This is a genomic window from Gilliamella sp. B3801 (assembly GCF_026536645.1).
In the GTDB taxonomy this organism is placed as follows: Bacteria; Pseudomonadota; Gammaproteobacteria; order Enterobacterales; family Orbaceae; genus Gilliamella; species Gilliamella apicola_I.
Window position 1 is genome coordinate 1 of the sequence record NZ_JAFNNR010000006.1, and the last position, 24,851, is coordinate 24,851.

Below are 24,851 nucleotides of genomic sequence, written 5' to 3' on the forward strand. Positions count from 1 at the left end.
ACTGGCTAACCCAATAACCGAATATTTACAAGCCAAACCAGACGATAGTTTTGCAGAAGGACGATTAAAAAACAGCTTAGAAGGATTGTTAGTAGGCGGCTTAGCCGAACCCTTAACCCGTTCACTACGCTTATTAAAATACGCCCGAATTAAAATAACCGGCACTGAAGTCAGAACCAAGGTACATCATAAAATTGAAGCGGTAGAGGTTGAATTAGATGAGGATAATTGGAATAATGTTGCTGAAACGAGGACGACGCATACAGGAAGTGAAGCTGGAGATTATCTTAATAACTTTGAACCTTCTTCTACACCTCCTGAATTAATTCAACAACAAGCAGGTAAAGGTACTCAAGTAACAATCAATACTGAAGATATTTTAAATGGTGAGATAAAAACTTATGCAAATGGGTTCATGATTGGTACAGGTGGCATTATTTTGTTGATGTCTACGCCCGATCAAGTAGCTTTATTTTACGAAATCCCTGCAAACGCTTCCTGTAATCCATTTTGTTCGCATGCGAACAGTATATAAGGAATATAGTTTAGATCACCTACTGGTATTAGCTGTATCGAGGTTTATCCCTATGTGTATAGGGAACACGTAGAACCAAGAGAACTAAGAATCTGTACATTCGGTTTATCCCTGTGTATACAGGGAACACTGACCTTGCCTGCGCTCGATCCCTCAAAGGACCGGTTTATCCCTGTGTATACAGGGAACACATGTTAGATTTGAGTACCCCCTCATGGGAACGCGGTTTATCCCTGTGTATACAGGGAACACGGTTTAAAATTATCTGGCAACTCTCGTTTTGGCGGTTTATCCCTGTGTATACAGGGAACACCATAAAGTCGAATGCGATCAGGCTCTAATCGACGGTTTATCCCTGTGTATACAGGGAACACAGTTTAGGGATCATGCTCCCAAGAAGCCCTACCGGTTTATCCCTGTGTATACAGGGAACACTAAAAATCTACTAACCGAAGTTGTGGCTGACCCGGTTTATCCCTGTGTATACAGGGAACACCCTGAAAAGTCGACATAAAATGTATCGTAGTTCGGTTTATCCCTGTGTATACAGGGAACACACGCATCACATTTTTAGTTAGGTTTAATAATTCGGTTTATCCCTGTGTATACAGGGAACACAAACGCTCAGAAAAAGAAGCGTTAGTCAGTCGCAGGTTTATCCCTGTGTATACAGGGAACACATAATTTAGTATTTGATTTAGATCTTTACTGGCTGGTTTATCCCTGTGTATACAGGGAACACAAGAAAAGAATTACCTACAAATACAGGTTTAACGGTTTATCCCTGTGTATACAGGGAACACTCTAATTATAACCTATTATTTATTAATTAAAATAGAAGGGTGTAAAATTCTACCAACTTTTTTGCTGTTTTTTTAAGCGATTGAGATTCTGATGGGGTTTGACAAAATTTATAATATTATCAATTTATTAAGCAATATTAGTAAAGAAATTTGTGCAATATTTATACTTGCCATTCGCTTATGTACCGACGCTATTTTGGATCATTGCATAACAGATCGTTATGTTAATTAGCTCTATTGGACTAAGCGGATTTTACTAAAAAACTCACTCATTATTTATTCCTCTGCCCTATCCCAATGGGTTTTATGTGCAAATCCCATTAAATTATTGGTCATTTTAATTCGTTGTAATTTAAGTGACCAAATTGGCGCTTTAATCATTCTGGCAAAAGGAAATTTTCGATAATAGTGTGAGTAAGCTTGGGTGGCATCGTGATCCGCTAATCGCGATGCGATGGCTTGAAATTGAATACCTTGGATTTTTGCAACGGTCTTTGGTGCTATGCTTATTGTACCCGCCACGTGTGAATGGGTTAACATCGCATTACCATGAATTGTTTTCACGTCAGAAAGGATATAAAGACACATGGAATCTTCATTAAAAACATAAAAAGCATTACACGCCCAAAGTTGATGATCAGGCAGAATCATACTGAGTGATAACACATGGTGTTTGTTAATGAATTCAAGGATTTTTTTATTGGGCTGCATATTTAATGAAAGTTAAACTCGATTAAGATAGTATGTTATTTAAATGCATATCTTCCCCCCAACGAGGTAATGCAGCAATATCGATATCAAACAGGTCTAACGCTCTGGCTACACTATGAGTTATTATATCATCAATACTATCAATACGTTGATACAGTGCCGGCACAGGTGGAAATATCACCCCACCCATTAAAGTGACAGCCTCCATATTTTTAATATGTCCTAAATGTAAAGGTGCTTCACGTACCATTAAAACTAAACGGCGACGTTCTTTTAAAACTACATCGGCAGCCCGAGTTAGCAAATTATCCGATAAACTGTTAGCAATTGCAGACAAACTACGCATTGAGCACGGTGCAACTAACATGCCCATTGTTTTATAAGAACCACTTGCTATAGCTGCCCCGATATTATTAATAGAATAAACCTTGTCGGCAAGCGCCTCTATCTGTTTGATGCTCATATTGGGAACTTCGTAAGAACAGGTCATGTGGGCAGCTTTAGAGATTACCAAATGAGTTTCAATATCCAATGGTTTTAAAAGCGTTAACGCTTTTATGCCATAAGCAAACCCCGTTGCACCACTGATTCCTATAATGATACGCTTTGCTGTCATGTTAATTCCTATAGTATTTTGAATACAAACAACATCGGTTGACATTGATATGTTCAAAATAAGATGACTCCAATTTTTTCATTCGATAAACTGAGATGTTATGCATGAGTAAATCTTATCACTTATCATTGATAGCTCATTGAACAAAAAAGCTGTCAAGTTAAAAAGATCGATTATGATAGATTTATCACAACACATCATACCTATATCGAATTTAGCTTTCAAGTAAGGGAAAGCTTATATAAAAATTGAGAACAAAAAAGAATAAATTTATTTAATAAAATTAATCTTTTTAATAAAACGATATTACATTAAGTTTAAGGATTTGGATATCAGCGACACAAATACAACATTACAGGATGAAATGTGATGAATTAAGATAAAATGCGCTAACTACGCCTAATTTAATAGGCTTAGGCGTAGTATAGTTTCAGTTATTCCTTAGCCATTGGCTGTTCAACCACTTTGGTTTCTTGATTACCTTGAATTGCTTGGATTTGTTGAGCATATTTGGCGACAGCATCTTTACCGGATAACAGACTATAAGTTAAGGTAAATTCGGTACTTTGTCCCGGCTCTAACTGGCGTACCCGTTTTTGTTCACGTTCAATAGTCACAGGATAGGCAAAACTGGTTCCCGGTTCTAAACCAGTAACATAACCTTGCTTAAGTGTATCGGTATTTTTCCACAAAGAAAGAACAGGAAGTTCTTTGGTATTAAAAGCAATACCCGTGCCTTTATCCCCTGCTTTATTCGTTAACATAACTTGCGTTTTACCATTAGCATCGGCATACGGATAAACGTTAAATACCATTTCGTCAAAACCTTTGGTTGGCCCTAGATAAGTTTGCCATGTTTTTAACCCATCTTTAGCATAATCGTTAAATGGCGAGATTTCTCGGACTGGTGCAACAAATTGAGCACCCTCTTCCAAAATTGGCGTACCGTAATTGCTATGATAAATGATTTGGAAATCTTTCGTGTAATCACCTTTATTGGTCACAACATCATGTACCGTAAACTCTTTACTACCTGGTACGTAACTTATTGATGCCCACGTTTCAAGATTGCTCTTTTTGAATGTGTTTTCTTTTATTAAACCTTTAACCGTGATTGTGTAAGGTGCTTTATCTAAAACTTCGACGACTAATTTTGAAACCGGAGTGTTTTGAGCTCGCCCATGCAATGTATACATCATTCCGTCTGCTTGCACTGCATGACCTGTCCATTCAAAACCACAACGCACCATCATTTCGTTAAAACCATCTAACCAACCCAGCCCTGCACGGCTTTCAAGATTTATAAATTTCGGGTGAACAATTTCGTCAACTGGTGAATCCCACCCCATTCGAATACCGTCACCAACAACTGAAATAATTCCCAGTCCACGAGTCGGACTTAATTTTATGGTAAAATCATTACTGTTGATTGTTAATAACTCGCTTCCTTCTTGTTTTCCACCTTTAAGGACAGTATTTGCAATAAAAAATTTTTCGGCGTTTATCCCTAAATCTTTATTGGAGATAGACCAATTTCCTTTTGCTACATCTTTCTCGGTATCAATTAGCACAAATTCTTTAGCATTAGCCGTCATGGTTGTAAAACATGCTAATACTGCAAGTGAAATGATTTTAACTTTCATGTTAATTCCTCATAATTTATTAAAACAACTAAACTGAATCGCTTCAGTCAATATGGCATAAAACGAGATAAATCAACAAAAAGAAAATATCAAAAATGAGAGATTATTCACACTTTTTAAACAGAAAAAATATCAATAATCTTATGAGTTATAATGAAATGATTTTATTTAACCACAATTAACGATTGGGTCTAACCTGCCCTGCTTTCCAATGTTTACGGCAAACAGAATGAAACTCGCTATCACCTAAATGTATAGAGTTACCAAACTTAACAATCTTACCATCTTTACCTTCTAGCAAATTCATCGTTGCTTTTTTTCCACACCAACAAACGGTTTTAAGCTCTCTAAAATTATCTGCGATTTCAAGTAATGTTTTTGAGCCTTCAAAAAGATGTCCCATATAATCTGTTTTTAATCCAAAAAACATCATTGGTACTCCATACTCATCACAAACATCAGATAATTTCCAGATTGTATTTCGGGATAAAAACTGACTTTCGTCGATCAGTATACAGGCATAATCATTTTGTTTAATTAATTCAATTATCTCATCAACACTATTATCATCAAGCTGTAACGCTTTTTTGCGTAATCCTAAACGTGATACAATTTCTACGGCAGAATCACGCGTATCGACAGACGATTTAAGTAGCAATGTTTGCATATTATTACTTAAATAATTATGGTCGATTTGTAATAATTCAGTTGATTTACCCGCATTCATGACGGCATAAATATAATAAATTTTTGACAAAATAAGGCCTCAAAATAAAATTAATAAAGATACAGAATAATTTAGAAAATAAAAAAGGTAAGTTATCAAACCTACCTTTTATCATTATAATGAAATAAAAACTATTTTGCTTTGCCTTGATTTGCAACAGCTGCTTGTTTGGCGGCAATTTCATCAGCATTACCTAAATAGTAATGTTTGATCACTTTCATATTATCATCAAATTCATATACTAAAGGCACACCCGTTGGGATGTTAAGATCGATAATATCATCATCACTGATATTATCTAAATGTTTAACTAAAGCACGTAAAGAGTTACCATGAGCAGCAATAATAACACGCTCGCCTCTTGCTACACGTGGTGCAATCGTTGATTCCCAGTAAGGCAGAACACGTTTGATTGTTAATGCTAAGCTTTCAGTTAATGGTAATTCTGATTCAGGCAATTTGCTGTAACGTGAATCATGTCCCGGAAAACGCTCATCTGATTTTTCTAATGCAGGTGGGGTAATAGCAAAACCACGACGCCACAATTTTACTTGCTCATCACCATATTTTGCAGCAGTTTCCGCTTTATTTAAACCTTGAAGTGCACCATAGTGACGCTCATTTAATTTCCAACTTTTTTCAACAGGCAACCATGCTTGATCCACTTCATCTAAAACATGCCATAATGTATGAATAGCACGTTTTAACACTGAGGTATACGCATAATCAAATTCGAAACCTTCTTTTTTAAGTAATTGACCTGCTTCTGCTGCTTCTTTATTACCTTTATCAGATAAATCAACATCAGTCCAACCACAAAAACGGTTTTCTTGATTCCAAACACTTTCTCCATGTCGAATAAGAACTAATTTTTTTACTGCCATGAATATAACTCCTTTGTTACGTAAAATAAATTTGATGTATCTTGTTATCAACAGGAATACATGATTTTAATCATGTATTCCTGTTGTATTTCAATAAACGTTTTTAAACTATACACATTATTTTGGTAAATATTTTGCAGGATCAACGGATTGCGCTTTATAACGAATCTCAAAATGTAGTCTAACTGATGAAGTTCCTGTTGAGCCCATTGTTGCAATTTGCTCACCGGCTCGAACTGTTTGTTGTTCCTTAACTAAGATTGACTGATTATGCGCATAAGCTGTTAAATAATCATCATTATGTTTAACAATAATTAAATTACCGTATCCCGGTAACGCATTACCAGAATAAACCACTCGACCATCAGCCGCAGCGACAACTTTATCACCTAACGATCCTGAAATATCAATCCCTTTACTTGCGTTAGAAAACTTTTCAATAATCTTACCATTAGCTGGCCATTGCCAAGAAATATTAGCAACCATGGCTGTTGCGCCTCCTAAATTGGAACGACTTTGATCCGATGAATTAGAACTACTTGGAACAGATGTAATAGTATTACTTTGAACAGATTGAATGGTGCTGCCTTGATCAGATGAACGGCTTGATGAAGTACCATTTGAATTATCTTTGATCGTCACAACTTTTTGGGTAACATTATTTTTAGTTTCAACAACCGTTGTTCCAAAACTGACATCCAAAACTTGACCTACATTAACGGCGAAAGGTTCTTTAATATTATTTTTTGCGGCTAATGATCGATAATCATTACCCGTTACCCAAGCAATATAAAATAAGGTATCTCCACGTTTAACAGTATAAGTATCCCCCTTATAGCCACCTTTAGGAATATCATCATAATTACGATTATACACAATACGTTCATTCGTTGTTGCAACGCTTTGACCAGACGAGCTGGAAGATTGCACAGTTGAACTTGAGCTTGATGACGATTTAGGATAAGTAGAGTTCGATATTCGGTTACCCGTCGAAATATTTGTCGGTGGTCTGCTATAAACAGACGGATTTGAACTCCCGGAAGAATCTGAAATATCTACAATTGTAGCAGGGTTTGTTTGAGTACACGCAGCAATCAGCAAACTTAAACTACTTAATGTGAGAATTTTTTTCACTTTAATACCTTTCATTCGTTAATCTTATTTTGGTAGAAATTGCCCATGATTATACATTTTAACGTTTTTACCGTAAAAAGCTATTATCTTTAAAATATTCATGCTAATTTGATCATGGTCGAAGAATGATGAGGAGTACTTAATTAAAGACAAACTCACGCCATAAATCCAATAAGCTGTATAAAAATGGATGCCCTTTCTGACAAGAAATTTAACACCACTATACCATTAGTGAATCAACAAGCAAACTTGCTTATCAACTAAGATTAAATATTCAAAATGCATTTTTACAATGGGTATAAAATGATAAAAACTGAAATTGTTTTGAACGCAATGAGTATATACAATAAAATAGGTTTTCGTATAGTATATTTGTGGTATTTTTTTCAAAATTAAAATGTGACCAAATCTAATGACTTTATATATTGTAGCCACCCCAATTGGAAACTTAAATGATATCACGCTTCGCGCAATTGAGATCCTCAAAAAGGTTGATATAGTTGCTGCCGAAGACACTCGCCACAGTGGATTATTGTTGCAACATTTGGGAATCAAAGCCAAACTTTTTGCACTGCACGATCACAACGAGCAAGAAAAATCTCAGCTATTAATCGAAAAGCTCAAGTCTGGCGTATCGATAGCATTAATTTCTGATGCAGGAACCCCCTTAATAAATGATCCAGGCTATCATTTAGTGAAAGCTTGCCGTGAAAATGAGATTAACGTTGTTCCTATTCCTGGTGCTTGCGCAGCGATTGCAGCCTTATCGGTTGCAGGACTACCGTCAGATAAATTCAGTTATGAAGGTTTTTTACCCGCTAAAAGTAAAGCTCGTCTGGACTACTTAATGACACTGGTGAATGAAACACGAACAATGATATTTTATGAATCAACACATCGTTTACTTGATACCTTGTATGATATGCAAACTGCATTTGGCACAGACAAACAAATCGTATTAGCCAAAGAGCTAACAAAAACATGGGAAACGATTGTCAGCTATCCGATGACTCAATTAATTAATTGGCTAAATGAAGATATTGCCCGTCAAAAAGGGGAGTTTGTTTTAATTGTTGAAGGTCATACTAAAACTGACACGGATATCGATCCCAATGTCATTCACACATTAAAGTTATTAACCAACGAGCTTCCATTAAAAAAAGCGGCTGCAATCACCGCCGAAATATACGGACTTAAAAAGAACCAACTTTATCAAATTGGATTGAGTTTGGAATAATGAAAGCATCAACCAACTAACATTTAATAGCTATTGAGCTAAAACAAACTTACTAGCTAAATAGTAAGAAAGCGTTAACCTCGAATAAGATTAGACAGTAAAACATCGATAAGAACATTGGCACAAATAGTGCGATTTAGTATATAATTAGCCACTATTTTTAAGTAATTTAATGATAAAAGGTAACAAACAGTATGGGATTCAAATGTGGGATCGTCGGACTACCAAATGTTGGTAAGTCAACACTTTTTAACGCACTAACTAAAGCAGGCATTGAGGCGGCTAACTTTCCGTTTTGTACAATCGAGCCAAACACTGGTGTAGTGCCAATGCCCGATCCTCGTCTCGATCAGCTTGCTGAAATTGTCAAACCACAACGCACTTTACCAACCACAATGGAATTTGTGGATATTGCTGGATTAGTGAAAGGTGCATCAAAAGGTGAAGGGCTTGGAAACCAGTTTTTAGCCAATATCCGTGAAACCGAAGCAATTGGTCATGTCGTACGATGCTTTGAAAATGAAAACATCATTCACGTAGCAGGTAAAATTGACCCTGCCGAAGATATTGAAATTATTAACACCGAGCTAGCGTTAGCAGACCTTGAAGCTTGTGAACGTGCTATGACTCGACTACAAAAACGAGCAAAAGGCGGTGACAAGGATGCCAAGTTTGAACTTGAAATTTTAGAAAAATGTCTACCCCACTTAGAACAAGGTAAAAAATTATTACTATTGGATTTAAGCAAAGAAGAACTAAACGCAATAAAGTATCTTAGCTTCTTAACCTTAAAACCAACCATGTATATTGCTAATGTCAACGAAGACGGTTTTGAAAATAATCCTTATTTAGATAAAGTTAAAGCCATTGCAGAAGCAGAAAAAGCGGTTGTTGTTCCTGTCTGTGCTGCCATTGAAGCGGAACTTTCAGAACTAGATGATGCCGACCGAGATGAATTTATGCAAGACCTAGGATTAACTGAACCGGGGTTAAATCGTGTCATACGTGCAGGTTATAAATTACTTAATTTACAAACCTATTTTACCGCAGGTGTGAAAGAAGTACGGGCATGGACAATATCCGTTGGTGATACCGCACCGCAAGCGGCTGGAAAAATCCACACTGATTTTGAAAAAGGCTTTATCCGAGCGCAAACTATCGCATTTGATGACTTTATCAAATACGGGGGTGAACAAGGGGCAAAAGAAGCAGGTAAAATGCGTTCTGAAGGTAAAGACTACATCGTCCAAGACGGCGACATTATGAACTTTTTATTTAATGTCTAATAGTAACACGTATGATGAAATACATTAACGTCACCACAAGGTGGCGTTAACGTTTAACGATAAAAAACACGATAACCAAAGCCTAAATCATTAAACAATAATCAAAACATATCGAGTCGATCCATTGAAACGCAAATAACCATGTTAATAAACATTAACACTATCGATAAAATGGATGCATCAACTAGGTAAGGAAAAACTATGTTACTGACTTTCGACCAAGCAAAACAAAAAATATTGCAAGCTTGCACCACCGTAAAATCACTTGAACACGAAACAGTATCATTAAATGATGCACTCGACCGAATTACCGCTGTACCCATTATATCCCCCATTAACGTCCCTCATTTTGATAATTCGGCAATGGATGGTTATGCTGTCAGATTAGAAGATATTGAAAAATCAAGAACCTTACCGGTTTCTAAGACTGTTTATGCAGGTGATGATATCGGTGATCTTAACTGGGCAATTGGCAGTTGTTTACGAATTATGACAGGTGCGCCTGTTCCTAATGATGCTGATGCGGTTGTTATGCAAGAACATACACAAGTAAAAGGTCAACACATTACTTTTCTTAAAGATATTAAAGCTGGGGATAATATTCGCCGAATCGGTGAAGATATCAAAAAAGATGCAATCACAGTTGCCAAAGGTCAACGCTTATCAATTCCTACTTTATCGACATTAGCAACGCTTGGCATTCATCAAGTTTGCGTGTATAAAACATTAAACGTTGCTATCTTTTCAACCGGCAACGAACTAACGCCAATTGGTCAACCTTTAACCGACAATGGTGCTATTTATGACAGTAATGGTTTCACATTAAAACAGCTATTAACAAAACTGAATTGCCAAGTGATCGACCTAGGTATTATTCTTGATGATCCTAACCAAATTAAACAAGCTTTAATGACAGCCTCAACCCAAGCTGATTTAATCATTACCAGTGGTGGGGTATCGGTAGGCGATGCTGACTACACCAAAACGGCTTTAGAAGAGTTAGGACAAATTAATTTTTGGAAGATAGCGATGAAACCCGGTAAACCATTTGCCTTTGGACAAATTGGCAAAGCGCTATTTTGTGGTTTACCCGGTAATCCTGTTTCAACAGTAGTGACATTTTATCAACTCGTTCAACCTTTAATTTCAGCGCTTGCAGGACAACAAACGCTATCAGCGGATTTAACTTTTCAAGTTAAAACAGCAACCGATCTTAAAAAAAGTGTTGGGCGCATAGATTTTCAACGTGGTAGAGTGGAACCAAATGACCAAGGCGAGTTAGAAGTTAAATCAACGGGTCAACAAGGTTCACATATTACCCAATCGCTCAATAAAGCTAACTGTTTTATAATATTAGAACAAGAACGCGGAAACGTCAGTAAAGGAGAATATGTCACCGTTACGCTGTTTAATGACTTATTAAAATAGTGCCACTAAAATGGCTCCAGCGGCAATCATCACAACCCCTACGCCTGATAAAAATGAAATTTTTTCACCAAATAAAACCGCGGCAAATACCACTGCAAACACCACGCTTAGCTTATCAATAGGGGCAACTTGCGACACTTTACCGTCTTTGATTGCCATAAAATAAAACAGCCATGACAACGCACCGGCAATACCACTTAATGCAATAATCAGTAATGCTTTTTTATCATTAAAAAACGTATTAATTAAGTTTAATTTACCCTGAACTGCCACCACGCCAACCAAAAATATCGCCATAACAATAGCTCGAATTGCGGTTGCCGTATTTGCATCAAGATGCTGTAAACCAATTTTGCCCAAAATTGCCACGAAAGCCGCAGAAATGGCAGACAACAAGGCATAAATAAGCCAAGCACTCATTTTTAATTCCTGTCTATTTGAATCATATATTGCTGGTTATTTGAATTTTTTTGGCATTGTTGTGAATTACTCATCACACCATCACAACCTTCTAACACACCGTGCGCTTTTGACCAACGATATTGTTTACCGTGATCATTCTTACCACCACAAGCAATTAAGCTTAAACTCAGTATCACACAAGACAATGTAATCAGTACTGTTTTCATGGTTTTCTCCGATGTTAATGTAGAAATGATTACTTAAGCTATATAGATTAATAACTGTTATTCTATTTTAGAATCTGTTTGATGAATAGATAGACTACCACCTATTTTTAACAAATGAAAGGCTCGAGCTTCACGGTATTGAGATAATAAAGTTGGCGGTTCATCTAAAGGTTCATCGGCTAACTCAAACGCTCCCCAATGTATTGCCATTGCAGCATGGCAATGTAACTCATCATAAAGTTGTACTGCTTGCTCAGGATCGATATGTTGTGACTGCATAAACCAACGAGGCGCATAAGCACCAATTGGAATAAGTGCCAAATCAATATGTGTAAAATATTCACCAATATGCTTTAAAACTGATGAATAAGCGGTATCGCCCATAAAATAGAGTGTTTTTGTTTGATTAGCATTAGCCACATTTGATTGAATCACCCAACCACACCACAATACCTTATTCACATCAAATAAACCACGTTTACTCCAATGTTTGGCAGGTGTTGCAGTAAAAGTAAGATTATCTATATCCGCCGATCCCCACCAATCCAGCTCAATAACCGTCTTAGCCCCCCACTTATGAAGTTTATTTTTTAAACCTAATGGCACTAAAATAACAACATTTGCAAAACGACTTACTAAATGTCGAATGCTATGATAATCAAGATGATCATAATGATTATGTGAAATCACAATAAAATCAATGTTAGGAAGTTCTTCAATACTCAGTGCGGGTGGTGTACGGCGTTTAGGGCCTAAAAACTGAAAAGGTGAAGCACGATCAGAAAAAACAGGATCGGTTAAAATCATTTTACCGTTAAGACGAATCAACGTGGTTGAATGCCCTATCCACCAAATTCTATCATCATCTAAAGTCATATCAATCGATTGACACCATTGATGATTAAAACCAAGATAACCTGCTTGTGGGGGCAAAACATTCCGATTAAAATACCAACGACAAGTATCACTTAAAGTAAGCTTAAACGGCTCCTGATTTTTAAATTTTTTACCGTTATGGTGGGATTGATCAACGATATTTTTCTGTTCATAACTCATTAAAACGACCCTTATTAATTTGCGTATCGCTCAATTAACACAGCGACATTACTAGCATTAGCAATAGCATCGGGTTTAGAGACTTTAATTTTAATATGACCAACTGAAAATTTTTGCATAACATGCTCAGCAACCTGTTCAGCAACGGTTTCAATTAATTCAAATTGCTGACTTTCAACAAACAAAGTAACAGACTGACTAACCAAAAAATAGTCTAAACAGAGCGAAACATCGTCATTTTTGCCTGCCGGTTGATTATTCCAAGCCATCTCTAAATCCAAGATAAGCTTTTGCTTAATGTTTTTTTCCCAACTATAGACCCCAATGGTTGTAAAAATAGTTAAACCTTCAATCAAAACACGATCATGATTATTTATGCGCATATTTCACCCTAAAAACAGATTAAGTTTATCTACTTTAAACAGAAGATTACCGAATCTCAACAAATTACGCTATAATTTATTTTAAATTGTAATGAAATTAACCATAGCACTTATGACCCGTATATATCAACCTGTTTCGATTATTGAAAATAGCATCATGACATTAGATGATAATGCATTTAATCACCTTATTCGGGTTTTACGAATGAAAACAGGTGAAAATATTATCCTTTTTGATGGTACTAATCACATCACACCAGCAACAATACATGAAATCAATAAAAAATCGGTAACCGTCAAAACGGCGACCACCCTATTAGACAACCGTGAATCCCCTTTAAAAATTCATCTTGGACAAGTCATATCACGCGGTGAAAAAATGGAGTTTACCATACAAAAATCTGTCGAATTAGGGGTAACCAGTATTACGCCCCTACTTTCTGAACGTTGTGGAGTAAAACTCGATGCAGAACGATTAGACAAAAAAGTGAATCAGTGGCAAAAAATTGTGATTTCAGCTTGTGAACAATGTGGTCGTAATATCATTCCGGTGATTCATCCCGTCATGAAACTAGAAAATTGGTGTGCCAACTTAAACAGCGGTTTACGATTAAACTTACACCCTAAAGCAACACATGGAGTAAAACACCTTCCTACCGGACAAACGGATATCAGTTTACTAATCGGGCCTGAAGGGGGATTATCTGATGACGAAATCAACATGACACATCAGTATCAATTTACCGATATTTTACTAGGGCCACGAGTACTACGTACCGAAACAGCAGCGCTTACAGCCTTAACAGCACTACAAGTTCAATTTGGTGATTTAGGATAATTAACTGTAAAAAATCATAATTCATCATGTTTACATTGCATCTTAATCTGTTACGAGTATGATAGTTGCCAAAGCTTTTACATAGTGATAAAAACACTATCTGTCACAATTCATATTTTATTGAACAATACAAAAGGAGTTACCATGATTAAGCTTGGTATTGTTATGGATCCAATCAGTCATATCAAGATAAAAAAAGACACCAGTTTTGCAATGTTGCTTGAAGCACAAAAACGGGGTTATCAACTTTTTTACATGGAAATGAACGATCTGTTTTTACGTAATGGTCAACCTTATGCAACAACACGAAAGTTAACCGTTCATCACGATCTCAATCATTGGTTTGATATGAATGAAGAACAAACACTACCATTAAATGATCTTGATGTCATACTAATGCGTAAAGATCCCCCTTTTGATACTGAATTTATCTATTCAACTTATATTTTAGAACGAGCAGAAGCAAATGGTGTACTTGTGGTAAATAAACCACAAAGCTTACGTGATTGTAACGAAAAACTATTTACAGCATGGTTTGCCCAATTTACGCCAGAAACCCTTGTGACTCGTCAAACTCAATTAATACGAGCATTTCATCAAGAACACCAAGATATCATCTTAAAACCACTTGACGGCATGGGCGGATCGTCAATTTTTAGAATAAAACAAGATGATCCCAATATATCCGTTATTATCGAAACCCTAACCGAAATGAATACCCGATATTGCATGGCTCAAGCATTTATTCCTGCAATTAAAGACGGCGACAAACGTGTTTTGGTTGTTGACGGTCAACCAGTGCCTTATTGTCTTGCTAGAATCCCTCAAAAAGGGGAAACTCGTGGAAATCTGGCAGCTGGGGGATATGGCGAAGTAAGACCACTCAGTGACAGTGATTGGCAAATAGCTAAAAGCGTAGCACCAACCTTAAAAGAAAAAGGACTATTGTTTGTTGGTTTAGATATTATTGGTGATAAATTAACTGAAATAAACGTCACCAGCCCGACTTGTGTACGTGAAATTGAAGCGGCAAACCCAGACATATCTATTACAGGCATGTTAATGGATGCCATTGAAAAACGATTAAATAAAAAGAGCTAAACATGATTAGAGAATATAAAAAAACGGATCTCGATAAAATTATGCAACTATGGCTTGAAGGAAATATACAAGCCCATAATTTTATTGATCCTGAATTTTTCAAACAAAATTATGAATTTGTTAAAATGCTCATTCCAATGTCAACCATTTACGTGCAAGATCTTAATGGCGTAAAAGGATTTATTGGCTTAACCGAAAACTATATTTCTGGTTTATTTGTTGACGAAGAATTCCGCCGACAAGGGACAGGAAAAGCACTGGTTAATAAAGCGAAACAGCGTTACAACGAATTACTTGTTCATGTCTACAAACAAAATAGTACAGCTATTAATTTTTATCTTTCACAAAATTTTGAAATTGTTTCTGAATCCATCAATGAAGAAACCAATGAACCCGAATTATTGATGCGTTGCTTAGTTGAACACAACGTAAAAATCGGCAAGTGTGCAATTTAAATAAAACTAAAATGTGAGCATATGAATCTAAAAAATTATTTTATCATTGCAATGCCAAACGTATCCGAAACCTTGTTTAGCCGATCGGTGGTATATATTTGTGAACATAATCGAGATGGAGCAATGGGTATCATCATTAACAAACCTCTTGTTGAACTCAATGTTGCCACCGTATTGACTCGTCTTGAAATTATGGCACCAAAAAACTGTGCTGAACTAGAATACCCTGTATTTTGTGGTGGCCCTTTAGCGGATGAACAAGGATTTATTTTACATACCCCACAATCGGGCTTTTCATCGAGCATTCAAATATCTGATGACGTGATGATAACCACATCACTTGATGCATTAAAATCGATTGGGACACCTGAACAACCGAAAGATCTTTTTCTTGCATTGGGTTATTCAAGTTGGCAATCACTGCAACTTGAATCAGAAGTTGCCCGCAACGATTGGTTAGTGGCAGAAGCCGATCCCAATATTATTTTTAATGTTGCCATTGAAGAACGCTGGCAAAAAGCCGCCGAATCGCTAGGGATTGATATCAATCGCATATCACATCAAATGGGAAATGCATAAACAATGGCAACCATTATTGCATTTGATTTTGGAACCTCAAGTATTGGAGCGGCGATTGGGCAAGACATCACCAAAACAGCCAATCCACTTTGTTCGTTCAAAGCACGAGACGGCATTCCTAATTGGCAAACTATTGAAAAGGTACTTAAAGAGTGGAAACCTGATTACTTAGTGGTTGGGTTACCCCTTAACATGGACGGTAGCGAACAACCACTGACAGCCAGAGCACGAAAATTTGCTAACCGTTTACATGGCATGTTTGGTTATCAAGTCCATTTACAGGATGAACGATTATCGACGGTCGAAGCTAAATCGCACATCTTTGCGTCACGTGGTTACCGTGCACTTGAAAAAGGTCATATTGATGCTACTTCGGCAATTATTATTTTAGAAAGTTGGTTTGAAAACCATTAACTATTTTAACCTTTTATTTATTTTACAAATAATTCATCGCTAATCATTTACATACTTGCTAAAATAATCAGCAGTTTTTTTATTTAAGGACTGCTTCTCGTGTCAAATAAAACGCCTCTTAGCTATAAAGATGCCGGTGTCGATATCGATGCCGGTAATGCACTGGTTAATCGTATTAAATCAGTTGTCAAAGAAACCAAACGTCCTGAAGTCATGGGCGGATTAGGTGGATTTGGCGCACTATGCGCAATCCCACAAAAATATCACGAACCGATTCTAGTGTCGGGTACAGATGGTGTCGGGACTAAATTACGGTTAGCAATGGACTTACAACGCCATGACTCTATCGGCATTGATTTAGTCGCCATGTGTGTAAATGATCTTATTGTTCAAGGTGCTGAACCCCTATTCTTTCTTGATTATTATGCAACAGGAAAACTCAATGTTGACATTGCAGCAACGGTAGTGACAGGAATAGCACAAGGTTGTAAACAAGCTGGTTGTGCACTAGTCGGTGGCGAAACGGCCGAAATGCCAGGCATGTATCAGGATAATGATTACGATCTAGCTGGATTCTGTGTGGGTGTCGTTGAAAAATCAAAAATGATTGACGGCAGTCAAGTACAAGACGGTGATGCCATCATTGCGTTAGCATCCAGTGGGGCGCACTCTAATGGCTACTCATTAATTCGAAAAATTATTGAAGTCAGTGGGGTAAATCCGGCAACTGAACAATTAAATGGTATGCCTCTTGCTGATCACCTGCTTGCACCGACCAAAATCTACGTCAAATCGATTCTTGATTTAATTGAACATGTCAATGTACATGCCATAGCGCACATTACAGGCGGTGGATTCTGGGAAAACATTCCACGAGTGCTACCCGACAATATGCAAGCAATCATTAACGAAAGCAGTTGGCAATGGCCACCACTATTTAATTGGCTACAAAAAGCAGGTCATGTCAGTCGGCACGAAATGTACCGGACTTTTAACTGCGGTGTAGGTTTAATTATTGTCTTACCCCAACATTGTGTTAATGACGCCTTAACGTTACTCAATAACCATGGTGAAAAAGCGTGGTTAATGGGTGAAATAAAACAGTCAACATCGGATGAACAAGTCATTATTCAGTAAAATAGACATCTGTTACTATATAATTTAGATAAATTGTATAGTAACAATCTATTCAATGAATAATGCCAAAACCATTTCATTTGTTCATTATTGAGTACATATTATATAAATGAAACTATGCAATTCTTTTTTAATATCTACAAAGTCATCAGTCATGTTTAAAAAAGGTTGGGTTTATTTAGTTAATCCTAATCCAATTATTGAACACTAATTTCAAGTCAAAAAAATTTTAATTCAAAAATAACTCAAAGCTATCTTAGTTTCTGATACAATAGTCAAAATTTATAATAATGAAGTAATGTCGTAACACTATAAAACACAAGGTTTTTTAATGATCATATCTGATGCTAATAGTGCGGTGTCATCCGTTGCTTATCGTGCCAATGAAGTCATAGCAATTTATCCTATTACGCCAAGCTCAACCATGGCTGAGCAAGCAAGCACTTGGGCTGAATTTAATAAGCCTAATGTCTTTGGCGATATTCCAAAAGTAGTTGAAATGCAGTCCGAAGCGGGTGCTATTTCAACTGTGCATGGTTCTTTAATGACGGGCGCATTAGCGACGTCGTTTACATCATCGCAAGGCTTGTTGTTAATGATCCCTTCGTTATATAAGATAGCCGGTGAATTAACGCCTTTTGTTTTACATGTCGCTGCTCGTACGGTTGCCACCCATGCGCTGTCAATTTTTGGTGATCATTCTGATGTAATGTCAATCAGACAAACGGGCTTTGCTATGCTGTGTTCAAGTTCAGTCCAAGAAGCCCAAGATTTTGCGTTAATTGCGCAAATGGCAACATTAAATAGTCGTGTGCCTTTTGTCCACTTTTTTGATGGTTTTCGAACGTCCCATGAAGTGAATAAAATTCATCCTTTAAGCGATGAACAAATTCATGACCTGTTACCGCATGATGCTATAAAAGCTTATCGTAGCCGTGCTTTGACGCCCGATAATCCTGTTATTCGTGGCACGTCGGCTAATCCTGATACCTATTTTCAATGTCGTGAAGCAGTAAATTCTTATTATGATCAGACTTATCAGCATGTTGTCGATGCGATGCAAGCATTTGAAAAAGAGACAGGCAGACAATACCAACCGTTTGAATATTATGGGGCAAGTGATGCCGAACGTGTGATTGTCATAATGGGCTCAGGCGTGAGTACTTGTAAAGAAGTTATCGATTATCTGATTGATAATCATGAAAAAGTCGGTGTGGTGATTGTTAGATTATTCCGCCCTTTTTCTGCAAAACATTTGTTAGCGGTCATTCCGGATTCTGTTAAAAAAATTGCGGTTTTAGATAGAACAAAAGAACCCGGTGCCCAAGCCGAACCTTTGTACTTAGATGTTATGACTGCTTTTGCCGAAAGCTTTAGCCAAGGTGAACGCCATTGTTTACCAACCATTGTTGGTGGACGTTATGGTTTGTCATCGAAAGAGTTTGATCCTCGCTGTGTCTTGGCTATCTTTAACGAGCTGTTAGCAGAAAAACCAAAACCACGCTTTACCGTTGGGATTTATGATGATGTAACTGGATTGTCATTGAAATTACCCGAACAATCTATTCCACAAAAATCTGCGCTTGAAGCATTATTTTATGGTTTGGGTAGTGACGGTACGGTTTCGGCGACTAAAAATAATATTAAAATTATTGGTGATAGCTCACCTTTTTATGTGCAGGGCTATTTTGTTTATGACTCTAAAAAGGCTGGTGGCTTAACGACTTCGCATTTACGAGTAAGTTTGGAGCCTATTGATTCTCCTTATTTAATCACTAGCGCACATTTTATTGGCTGTCATCAAGATCAATTTATCGATAAATACCAGATTGTTGAAAAACTAAAAGATGACGGGATCTTTTTACTTAATACACCTTATAGTAAAGACGAAGTTTGGCATCGTTTACCGAAAGAAGTTCAAGTACAATTAATCCAGAAAAGAGCACACTTTTATATTATTAATGCCGCTAAAATTGCCCGAGAATGTAATTTAGGAGCCCGTATTAATACCGTTATGCAAGCGGCTTTCTTTCATCTTTCTGAAATATTTAAAAATGATTTTAGTATCACACAGCTTAAAGAAGTGATAGCCAAAAGTTACAGTAGCAAAGGTCAAGAATTAGTCGAAAATAACTGGAAAGCCCTTGATTTAGCGATTGCTTCTTTAGAGCAAATTCCGTTAAGTTGTGTCGATCAAAGTAGCGCATCACGCTCTTCTATAGTACCAAGTAATGCGCCTGACTTTGTGAAAGTAGTGACGGCATCAATGCTTGCCGGTTTAGGCGATAACTTGCCAGTATCTGCCTTTCCACCCGACGGCACTTGGCCAACGGGCACCACAAAATGGGAAAAACGAAACATTGCCGAAGCGATTCCAATTTGGCAACCCGACCTTTGTACCCAATGTAATCATTGTGCGGTTGCGTGTCCACATGCGGCAATTCGAGCTAAAGTGGTATTACCTGACGATTTGGCAAACGCACCCGATTCATTGAGTTCGCTCGAGGTAAAAGCCCGCGATATGCGAGGTCAACGCTACGTTTTACAAGTTGCGCCGGAAGATTGTACGGGTTGTAATTTGTGTGTTGAGGTGTGTCCGTCTCGGGATCGTAATAATTTTGATATTAAAGCGATTAATATGCAATCACGCATTGATAATTTAGAAACGCAACGCGCCAATTTTGCGTTCTTTAATGAGTTGCCTGATCGTGATATTAAATCACTTGAACGTATTGATGTCCGCACATCGCAGTTATTAACACCATTGTTTGAGTATTCGGGCGCTTGTGCCGGCTGTGGTGAAACCCCTTACATTAAATTGTTAACGCAACTTTATGGTGATCATCTTGCCATAGCTAATGCAACCGGTTGTTCTTCAATTTATGGCGGTAATTTACCTTCAACCCCTTATACTACCGATCGTTACGGTCGTGGCCCTGCTTGGGCAAATTCGTTATTTGAAGATAATGCCGAGTTTGCTTTAGGTTATCGGATCACTTATGACCAACATAAAAAACGGGCGTTACGTTTGCTTGAACATGTAGCGGGTGAGATTTCGCCCGAAATTGTCATTGCGTTACAGTCCCTTGATTCTACTATTGATGATAAACGCAAGCAGGTTGCTTTATTGCGTGATCAACTGGCTCATTTGGACTCGCCTGAAGCAAAAGAGTTAATTCAAGATGCGGATTATTTAATCGATAAGTCAGTTTGGGCAATTGGTGGGGACGGTTGGGCATATGATATTGGTTTTGGTGGACTGGATCATGTAATGAGTTTGACCGATAACGTTAATATTTTGGTATTAGATACGCAATGCTATTCTAATACTGGTGGTCAGCAATCTAAAGCAACGCCAATGGGAGCCGTGTCTAAATTTGCCGATTTAGGTAAACATAAAGCACGCAAAGATTTAGGCGTGAGTGTGATGATGTATGGGCATGTTTATGTTGCGCAAATTGCATTAGGTGCACAGCTAAATCAAACGTTAAAAGCCCTGCAAGAAGCCGAAGCCTATAACGGCCCATCTTTAGTGATTGCTTATAGCCCTTGCGAAGAGCATGGTTATGATTTAGCAAAATCGCATGAACAAATGAAAGATTTAGTTAAATCAGGATTCTGGCCGCTATATCGTTATGATCCACGACGTACGGCAGAAGGTAAACCTGGTCTGGTGCTTGATTCTAAATCACCAAATAGTGAATTATTATCTAGTATTTTACTGAAAGAGCAGCGTTTTAGACGTTTAGAAACGTTAGAACCGGTGATTGCCAATACCTTGCATGAACGTTCAACCAAAATGGTAAACGCTAAATTTAAGTTCTTGCAAATGTTATCGACGTATTCTGATATCGAAACGCCCGCAGACAGCTAATCAATCGCTGTTGTGATTAGAATCATATCATCTTAATTAAGACCATTGCGTATGTTATGCAGCATACGCAATGGCTTTTTATTCGTGATGCGCTTTAGTGCAAACTAGCACCAGTTAAGTGCGTTTTTTTAACCAAGTTAATCGTTATCATCTTCAAAATTGACCATTATTGACCCTAATTAGGGTATCAATACGCTTTTAATGATTATCATTATATTTGGTATGTTTTTTGCACTGTTTAATTAGCCTGTAAAGAAATCATTAATCGAGAGGTGAAAAATGGTCGCAAATTTGAATATCAACCGTAGAAAACTATTAACGTTGTCTTCCGCTGCAATTGCAGGTTTGACGGTTAATCAATTACTGGCTAAAGCACATGCGCTAGAACAACAAAAAACAGTGTCATATTCGTTACCCATACAAGATAACGTTGTGATACCTAACCTTAACAATCCCGTTAGACTGAACTTTAATGAAAATGCGCTTGGTATGTCAGGCGCAGCTAAACAAGCAGCCATTGATGCGATTCCTAAAGCAAACCGTTATGCTAAAGCTGAAATGCCCCTGTTAAATAGACGATTGGCTCAATATCATCATGTAAGCGATGATCACATTTTGCTAACGGCAGGATCATCTGAAGGTATTCGAAGTTCATTAGCAGCTTATGTGAAACCGGATACACAGTTAGTGATACCAGAATTAACTTATAGTGACGGCGAACATTTTGCTAAAATCTTTAAATTAAAGGTAACCAAAGTGCCCTGCTTAGCCGATTGGCAAATTGATATTAAAGGCTTACAAAAAGCGGTTGAGGATTATCAAGGCTCTTCAATCGTTTATTTAGTCAACCCTAATAATCCTACTTCGACTGTTTTTGCCAACAGCGAAATAGAATCATGGTTAACAAGTAAACCCAAAAATACGGTATTTATTGTCGATGAAGCCTATGCCGAATTCGTCAATGATCCAGCTTTTAAGTCGGTTGATTACTTAATATCGAAGGGGTTTGATAATATCGTTTTACTGAAAACGTTTTCAAAAATTCATGCTATGGCTGGTTTACGTGTCGGTTATGTGGTGAGTTCAGCAGATAATATTCGTCATATTGCTCAGTATGTTGCAGGCGAAAAGTTAAATTATTGCGGTGTCTGTGCGGCTTTAGCGTCAATGGATGATGTCCAGTTTTTAACTTATTCTAAAAAAGCAGTTGATGTGTCACGGACGATTATGGAAAAGACTTTGTCAGATTTAGGTTTACATTATCTTAAATCTGAAACGAACTTTTTGTTTCATAAAAGTCCCATTGATTTAAAAAAATATCGAGAACTCATGAAACAAAATTTTATTTTAATAGGTCGAGATTTTGAGCCTGCCACAAATTGGTGTCGAATATCATTAGGGACACCAAGTGAAATGCTTTATGTTGCAAATGTTATGCGAAATTTGAAAAGTCAGTCTTTGATTTAAGTTGAAATTACTGATTGTGCTGATAGTATCATGCTCACTTGTCATGATGTGATGAGTGAGCATTTTAGTCGTTTTTAAATATCATTTATTCGTCTTGCCATCCAATAGCGCTGTTTCCAATAAGACTCGTTTAAATTGGAATAGATGACACCTTTCGACGTCGAGGCATGTAAAAATTTTCCATCCGTGTAATAGATGCCGACATGTAATCCACTACCCCGTCCACCGGTTTTGAAAAAGACTAAATCCCCCGCTTTGGGTTTCGTCACTTTGTAACCTAGTTTAGCTTGTTCAGCTGCACTTCTTGGCAATCGTTTAGCTAGTTTATTTTTAAAGAAGTTCATGACTAAAGCTGAACAATCGCTCCCGGCTAGGGTTGTTCCACCATAACGGTATGGCGTACCTTGCCATTTTTTGTAATGGGATTCTATTTTAGCTAACATAGCCGTTTCTGATCTTAGCGTATTTGAGGTCACTTGTCCCCGACTACTGCTACAGCCAAATAGCATAAACATAGATAAAATTAACGTGAGAATAAAACAACGTTTCCTTAGACTAAAACAACTGCTTAGCAACGTCACGTATCGTTGATTGCCTTTTTTTGTCATATCTTTTGGTTCCCTTGTTTAAGTTTGACCATTGTGAATAACGTCTTGCAACTTTTAGACTTTTGGGTAATACACCCTTTTCCCATTCGCTATTATCCAAATTAGACAATTGAATCGGGTCGGTATTTGCATGACTACGATTATTCAAATTTTCTTTAAGACGAATTAATCGCAATGAAAGAAAACAGATAATTGCATCGTCAACACTTAATTTACTGTATCCAGATAGCTGGTAGCGCATTCTAGATCCGTAATGTTTGGCCGTTTGCATTAGCGTACCTACAGCACCACCAATTAACGCAGCAGATCCGAAGGTCAATCCTCCAGTTGCTAAGTCGATGCTTGCACCGATAGTGGCTCCCGATACAAAACCTTTGGTTAAATGAACGCCCATGCTTTTTAACGCATCAATATTAAAAAGATCCGCTTTGTAGCGCCCTTTAATTAAGGGTAAACCTTGTTCGCTTTCGTGCTCAGCATCAAATTGATAAAGCGATAATAATTCATCAATTGCTTTTTGTTCTCGCTTTCTTACTTTATTTTGCATATCAACTATGGCTTGTTTATCATCTGTTTTAGCCATTTGATAAAATGCAGTCACATCAACCAGTGTTTCTGCTATAATTAAGTTAGCGCTTTGGTTGCGAGAGTCTCGTAATTCGGTTATCTTATTTAGCCATTCATCTAAAATAGCTTTAGCTGGCTCAATCATAAGCGCAAGGCTTTTGTACAATCTTTCTTCACCGTCCAATGGTGGCACGATCGCGTCGAACCTTATGATAGCATGTATCCCGACTCGTGAAAGTAACATTTTCCATTCTTTTTCATTCTGATTTTGTTGTGCAGTAAAATTTAACACCGCTAAAATAGGTTTATCACTATTGGCTAAGATAGCTAATTCATCATGAAATTTAGGTAGTATAGGCTCTCTCACATCAATAACATAGATAGCTGCATCACTATTTAGGAGTTGTTTTATAACTTTTGCTTCTTGGTTGAATTGGTTTTCTGCTTCTGGGCTTTGTAAAAAAATCGTTAATTTATCAATGCCGTCAAGTTTATGATTGGTAGGCAAAAGTTGATTAATATAGTCGTATAGATCCAAGCTATCTTCTAAACCAGGTGTATCATAAAAAATAATCGATTTTTGATTGCCTAGTTTTATTTTTATAGATTCGACATGCCTTGTTGTGCCAGGTTTATTCGAAACCTCACCAAAATGACTATTGCGAATTAATGTCCGTAATAATGAGGTTTTACCAACATTAGCATGACCAACAACGGCTAATTTTAATGTTGTTAACAT

The 24,851-nt window shown here is 37.2% G+C and carries 23 protein-coding genes, 1 pseudogene and 1 CRISPR repeat array; of the genes and pseudogenes, 12 read left to right on the plus strand and 12 right to left on the minus strand.

The genetic code is table 11. The features are described from left to right. Window positions 1–535 (plus strand): annotated as a pseudogene (locus J3U14_RS06505) (hypothetical protein); the annotation flags it as partial. A 40-nt stretch (window positions 536–575) separates the two neighbouring features. Beyond that, a CRISPR array of direct repeats spans window positions 576–1,338; the repeat unit is 29 nt; unit sequence CGGTTTATCCCTGTGTATACAGGGAACAC. Between the two features lie 276 nt (window positions 1,339–1,614). Here J3U14_RS06505 and J3U14_RS06510 read toward each other — a convergent pair. The 6 genes from J3U14_RS06510 to J3U14_RS06535 form a co-directional block, all read right to left on the minus strand. Then, window positions 1,615–2,004: a hypothetical protein gene (locus tag J3U14_RS06510; RefSeq protein WP_267369601.1), complete on the minus strand. Its 390-nt coding sequence runs from the start codon at window positions 2,002–2,004 to the stop codon at window positions 1,615–1,617. 67 nt (window positions 2,005–2,071) lie between these two features. Then, window positions 2,072–2,665, minus strand: coding sequence for a UbiX family flavin prenyltransferase (locus J3U14_RS06515; protein WP_267352584.1), 594 nt, complete (start codon window positions 2,663–2,665; stop codon window positions 2,072–2,074). A gap of 434 nt (window positions 2,666–3,099) precedes the next feature. Further along, complete coding sequence (locus J3U14_RS06520) at window positions 3,100–4,308, minus strand: aldose 1-epimerase family protein (RefSeq protein WP_267352583.1); 1,209 nt, start codon at window positions 4,306–4,308, stop codon at window positions 3,100–3,102. A gap of 178 nt (window positions 4,309–4,486) precedes the next feature. Then, window positions 4,487–5,065, minus strand: a complete 579-nt coding sequence (locus J3U14_RS06525) for a thymidine kinase (RefSeq protein WP_065559418.1) — start codon at window positions 5,063–5,065, stop codon at window positions 4,487–4,489. 101 nt (window positions 5,066–5,166) lie between these two features. Further along, window positions 5,167–5,919: a 2,3-diphosphoglycerate-dependent phosphoglycerate mutase gene (gene gpmA, locus J3U14_RS06530; protein WP_065559417.1), complete on the minus strand. Its 753-nt coding sequence runs from the start codon at window positions 5,917–5,919 to the stop codon at window positions 5,167–5,169. Between the two features lie 117 nt (window positions 5,920–6,036). Continuing rightward, window positions 6,037–7,068 carry a peptidoglycan DD-metalloendopeptidase family protein gene (locus J3U14_RS06535; RefSeq protein WP_416380175.1) on the minus strand — a complete coding sequence of 344 codons (1,032 nt, stop codon included), beginning with the start codon at window positions 7,066–7,068 and terminating at the stop codon, window positions 6,037–6,039. Window positions 7,069–7,465: 397 nt separating this feature from the next. Here J3U14_RS06535 and rsmI point away from each other — a divergent pair, with 397 nt between their 5' ends. The 3 genes from rsmI (at window position 7,466) to moeA (ending at window position 11,004) form a co-directional block, all read left to right on the plus strand. Further along, window positions 7,466–8,290 carry a 16S rRNA (cytidine(1402)-2'-O)-methyltransferase gene (gene rsmI, locus J3U14_RS06540; RefSeq protein WP_267352581.1) on the plus strand — a complete coding sequence of 275 codons (825 nt, stop codon included), beginning with the start codon at window positions 7,466–7,468 and terminating at the stop codon, window positions 8,288–8,290. 194 nt (window positions 8,291–8,484) lie between these two features. Beyond that, entirely contained in the window at window positions 8,485–9,576 is a 1,092-nt protein-coding gene (ychF, locus tag J3U14_RS06545; protein WP_065559414.1) for a redox-regulated ATPase YchF, read from the plus strand. A gap of 201 nt (window positions 9,577–9,777) precedes the next feature. Continuing rightward, a complete protein-coding gene (moeA, locus tag J3U14_RS06550; RefSeq protein ID WP_267352580.1) occupies window positions 9,778–11,004 on the plus strand; it encodes a molybdopterin molybdotransferase MoeA in 1,227 nt (408 codons plus the stop codon). Here the strand turns inward: moeA and J3U14_RS06555 are convergent. The 4 genes from J3U14_RS06555 to folB are packed head-to-tail and all read right to left on the minus strand — an operon-like array spanning window position 10,996 to window position 13,072. Continuing rightward, window positions 10,996–11,424 (minus strand): EamA family transporter, encoded by a 429-nt coding sequence (locus tag J3U14_RS06555; protein WP_267352579.1) that lies wholly within the window; start codon window positions 11,422–11,424, stop codon window positions 10,996–10,998. The two genes, moeA and J3U14_RS06555, sit on opposite strands and share 9 nt — an antisense overlap. A gap of 2 nt (window positions 11,425–11,426) precedes the next feature. Further along, window positions 11,427–11,633 (minus strand): hypothetical protein, encoded by a 207-nt coding sequence (locus J3U14_RS06560; RefSeq protein ID WP_267352578.1) that lies wholly within the window; start codon window positions 11,631–11,633, stop codon window positions 11,427–11,429. A gap of 57 nt (window positions 11,634–11,690) precedes the next feature. Then, window positions 11,691–12,689, minus strand: a complete 999-nt coding sequence (locus J3U14_RS06565) for an MBL fold metallo-hydrolase (protein ID WP_267352577.1) — start codon at window positions 12,687–12,689, stop codon at window positions 11,691–11,693. Between the two features lie 14 nt (window positions 12,690–12,703). Then, the gene (gene folB, locus J3U14_RS06570) at window positions 12,704–13,072 is read right to left on the minus strand and encodes a dihydroneopterin aldolase (protein WP_267352576.1); all 369 of its coding nucleotides are present in this window, start codon (window positions 13,070–13,072) and stop codon (window positions 12,704–12,706) included. A 91-nt stretch (window positions 13,073–13,163) separates the two neighbouring features. On the opposite strand from folB, the gene rsmE reads away from it, so the two are divergent. The 8 genes from rsmE to J3U14_RS06610 all read left to right on the plus strand — a co-directional run bounded on the left by rsmE (window position 13,164) and on the right by J3U14_RS06610 (window position 22,937). Continuing rightward, the gene (gene rsmE / locus J3U14_RS06575) at window positions 13,164–13,910 is read left to right on the plus strand and encodes a 16S rRNA (uracil(1498)-N(3))-methyltransferase (protein ID WP_267352575.1); all 747 of its coding nucleotides are present in this window, start codon (window positions 13,164–13,166) and stop codon (window positions 13,908–13,910) included. A 144-nt stretch (window positions 13,911–14,054) separates the two neighbouring features. Next, a complete protein-coding gene (gene gshB, locus J3U14_RS06580) occupies window positions 14,055–15,011 on the plus strand; it encodes a glutathione synthase (protein WP_267352574.1) in 957 nt (318 codons plus the stop codon). 2 nt (window positions 15,012–15,013) lie between these two features. After that, the gene (locus J3U14_RS06585) at window positions 15,014–15,466 is read left to right on the plus strand and encodes a GNAT family N-acetyltransferase (RefSeq protein ID WP_267352573.1); all 453 of its coding nucleotides are present in this window, start codon (window positions 15,014–15,016) and stop codon (window positions 15,464–15,466) included. Between the two features lie 21 nt (window positions 15,467–15,487). Further along, window positions 15,488–16,045, plus strand: coding sequence for a YqgE/AlgH family protein (locus J3U14_RS06590; RefSeq protein WP_267352572.1), 558 nt, complete (start codon window positions 15,488–15,490; stop codon window positions 16,043–16,045). 3 nt (window positions 16,046–16,048) lie between these two features. Next, on the plus strand, window positions 16,049–16,459 hold the full coding sequence (gene ruvX / locus J3U14_RS06595; RefSeq protein WP_267352571.1) for a Holliday junction resolvase RuvX: 411 nt from the start codon (window positions 16,049–16,051) through the stop codon (window positions 16,457–16,459). 99 nt (window positions 16,460–16,558) lie between these two features. Then, window positions 16,559–17,596 carry a phosphoribosylformylglycinamidine cyclo-ligase gene (gene purM / locus J3U14_RS06600; RefSeq protein WP_267352570.1) on the plus strand — a complete coding sequence of 346 codons (1,038 nt, stop codon included), beginning with the start codon at window positions 16,559–16,561 and terminating at the stop codon, window positions 17,594–17,596. Between the two features lie 331 nt (window positions 17,597–17,927). Then, on the plus strand, window positions 17,928–21,470 hold the full coding sequence (nifJ, locus tag J3U14_RS06605) for a pyruvate:ferredoxin (flavodoxin) oxidoreductase (RefSeq protein ID WP_267352569.1): 3,543 nt from the start codon (window positions 17,928–17,930) through the stop codon (window positions 21,468–21,470). Between the two features lie 279 nt (window positions 21,471–21,749). Next, entirely contained in the window at window positions 21,750–22,937 is a 1,188-nt protein-coding gene (locus tag J3U14_RS06610) for a pyridoxal phosphate-dependent aminotransferase (RefSeq protein WP_267352568.1), read from the plus strand. 74 nt (window positions 22,938–23,011) lie between these two features. Here J3U14_RS06610 and J3U14_RS06615 read toward each other — a convergent pair whose 3' ends face one another. Next, entirely contained in the window at window positions 23,012–23,545 is a 534-nt protein-coding gene (locus J3U14_RS06615; protein WP_081299181.1) for a C40 family peptidase, read from the minus strand. Next, on the minus strand, window positions 23,493–24,851 hold the full coding sequence (locus J3U14_RS06620) for a GTPase/DUF3482 domain-containing protein (protein ID WP_267352567.1): 1,359 nt from the start codon (window positions 24,849–24,851) through the stop codon (window positions 23,493–23,495). The genes J3U14_RS06615 and J3U14_RS06620 overlap by 53 nt, the downstream gene beginning before the upstream one ends.

Excerpts from the sequence above, each read along its gene's own strand:
- J3U14_RS06560 (WP_267352578.1), bottom strand. The coding sequence starts at position 11,633 with ATGAAAACAGTACTGATTACATTGTCTTGTGTGATACTGAGTTTAAGC.
- ychF (WP_065559414.1), top strand. The coding sequence starts at position 8,485 with ATGGGATTCAAATGTGGGATCGTCGGACTACCAAATGTTGGTAAGTCA.
- J3U14_RS06620 (WP_267352567.1), bottom strand. The coding sequence starts at position 24,851 with ATGTTAACAACATTAAAATTAGCCGTTGTTGGTCATGCTAATGTTGGT.
- J3U14_RS06520 (WP_267352583.1), bottom strand. The coding sequence starts at position 4,308 with ATGAAAGTTAAAATCATTTCACTTGCAGTATTAGCATGTTTTACAACC.
- moeA (WP_267352580.1), top strand. The coding sequence starts at position 9,778 with ATGTTACTGACTTTCGACCAAGCAAAACAAAAAATATTGCAAGCTTGC.
- J3U14_RS06515 (WP_267352584.1), bottom strand. The coding sequence starts at position 2,665 with ATGACAGCAAAGCGTATCATTATAGGAATCAGTGGTGCAACGGGGTTT.
- J3U14_RS06565 (WP_267352577.1), bottom strand. The coding sequence starts at position 12,689 with ATGAGTTATGAACAGAAAAATATCGTTGATCAATCCCACCATAACGGT.
- J3U14_RS06585 (WP_267352573.1), top strand. The coding sequence starts at position 15,014 with ATGATTAGAGAATATAAAAAAACGGATCTCGATAAAATTATGCAACTA.
- folB (WP_267352576.1), bottom strand. The coding sequence starts at position 13,072 with ATGCGCATAAATAATCATGATCGTGTTTTGATTGAAGGTTTAACTATT.
- rsmI (WP_267352581.1), top strand. The coding sequence starts at position 7,466 with ATGACTTTATATATTGTAGCCACCCCAATTGGAAACTTAAATGATATC.
- J3U14_RS06590 (WP_267352572.1), top strand. The coding sequence starts at position 15,488 with ATGAATCTAAAAAATTATTTTATCATTGCAATGCCAAACGTATCCGAA.
- J3U14_RS06615 (WP_081299181.1), bottom strand. The coding sequence starts at position 23,545 with ATGACAAAAAAAGGCAATCAACGATACGTGACGTTGCTAAGCAGTTGT.
- nifJ (WP_267352569.1), top strand. The coding sequence starts at position 17,928 with ATGATCATATCTGATGCTAATAGTGCGGTGTCATCCGTTGCTTATCGT.
- gshB (WP_267352574.1), top strand. The coding sequence starts at position 14,055 with ATGATTAAGCTTGGTATTGTTATGGATCCAATCAGTCATATCAAGATA.
- J3U14_RS06535 (WP_416380175.1), bottom strand. The coding sequence starts at position 7,068 with ATGAAAGGTATTAAAGTGAAAAAAATTCTCACATTAAGTAGTTTAAGT.
- J3U14_RS06610 (WP_267352568.1), top strand. The coding sequence starts at position 21,750 with ATGGTCGCAAATTTGAATATCAACCGTAGAAAACTATTAACGTTGTCT.
- ruvX (WP_267352571.1), top strand. The coding sequence starts at position 16,049 with ATGGCAACCATTATTGCATTTGATTTTGGAACCTCAAGTATTGGAGCG.
- rsmE (WP_267352575.1), top strand. The coding sequence starts at position 13,164 with ATGAAATTAACCATAGCACTTATGACCCGTATATATCAACCTGTTTCG.
- gpmA (WP_065559417.1), bottom strand. The coding sequence starts at position 5,919 with ATGGCAGTAAAAAAATTAGTTCTTATTCGACATGGAGAAAGTGTTTGG.
- J3U14_RS06555 (WP_267352579.1), bottom strand. The coding sequence starts at position 11,424 with ATGAGTGCTTGGCTTATTTATGCCTTGTTGTCTGCCATTTCTGCGGCT.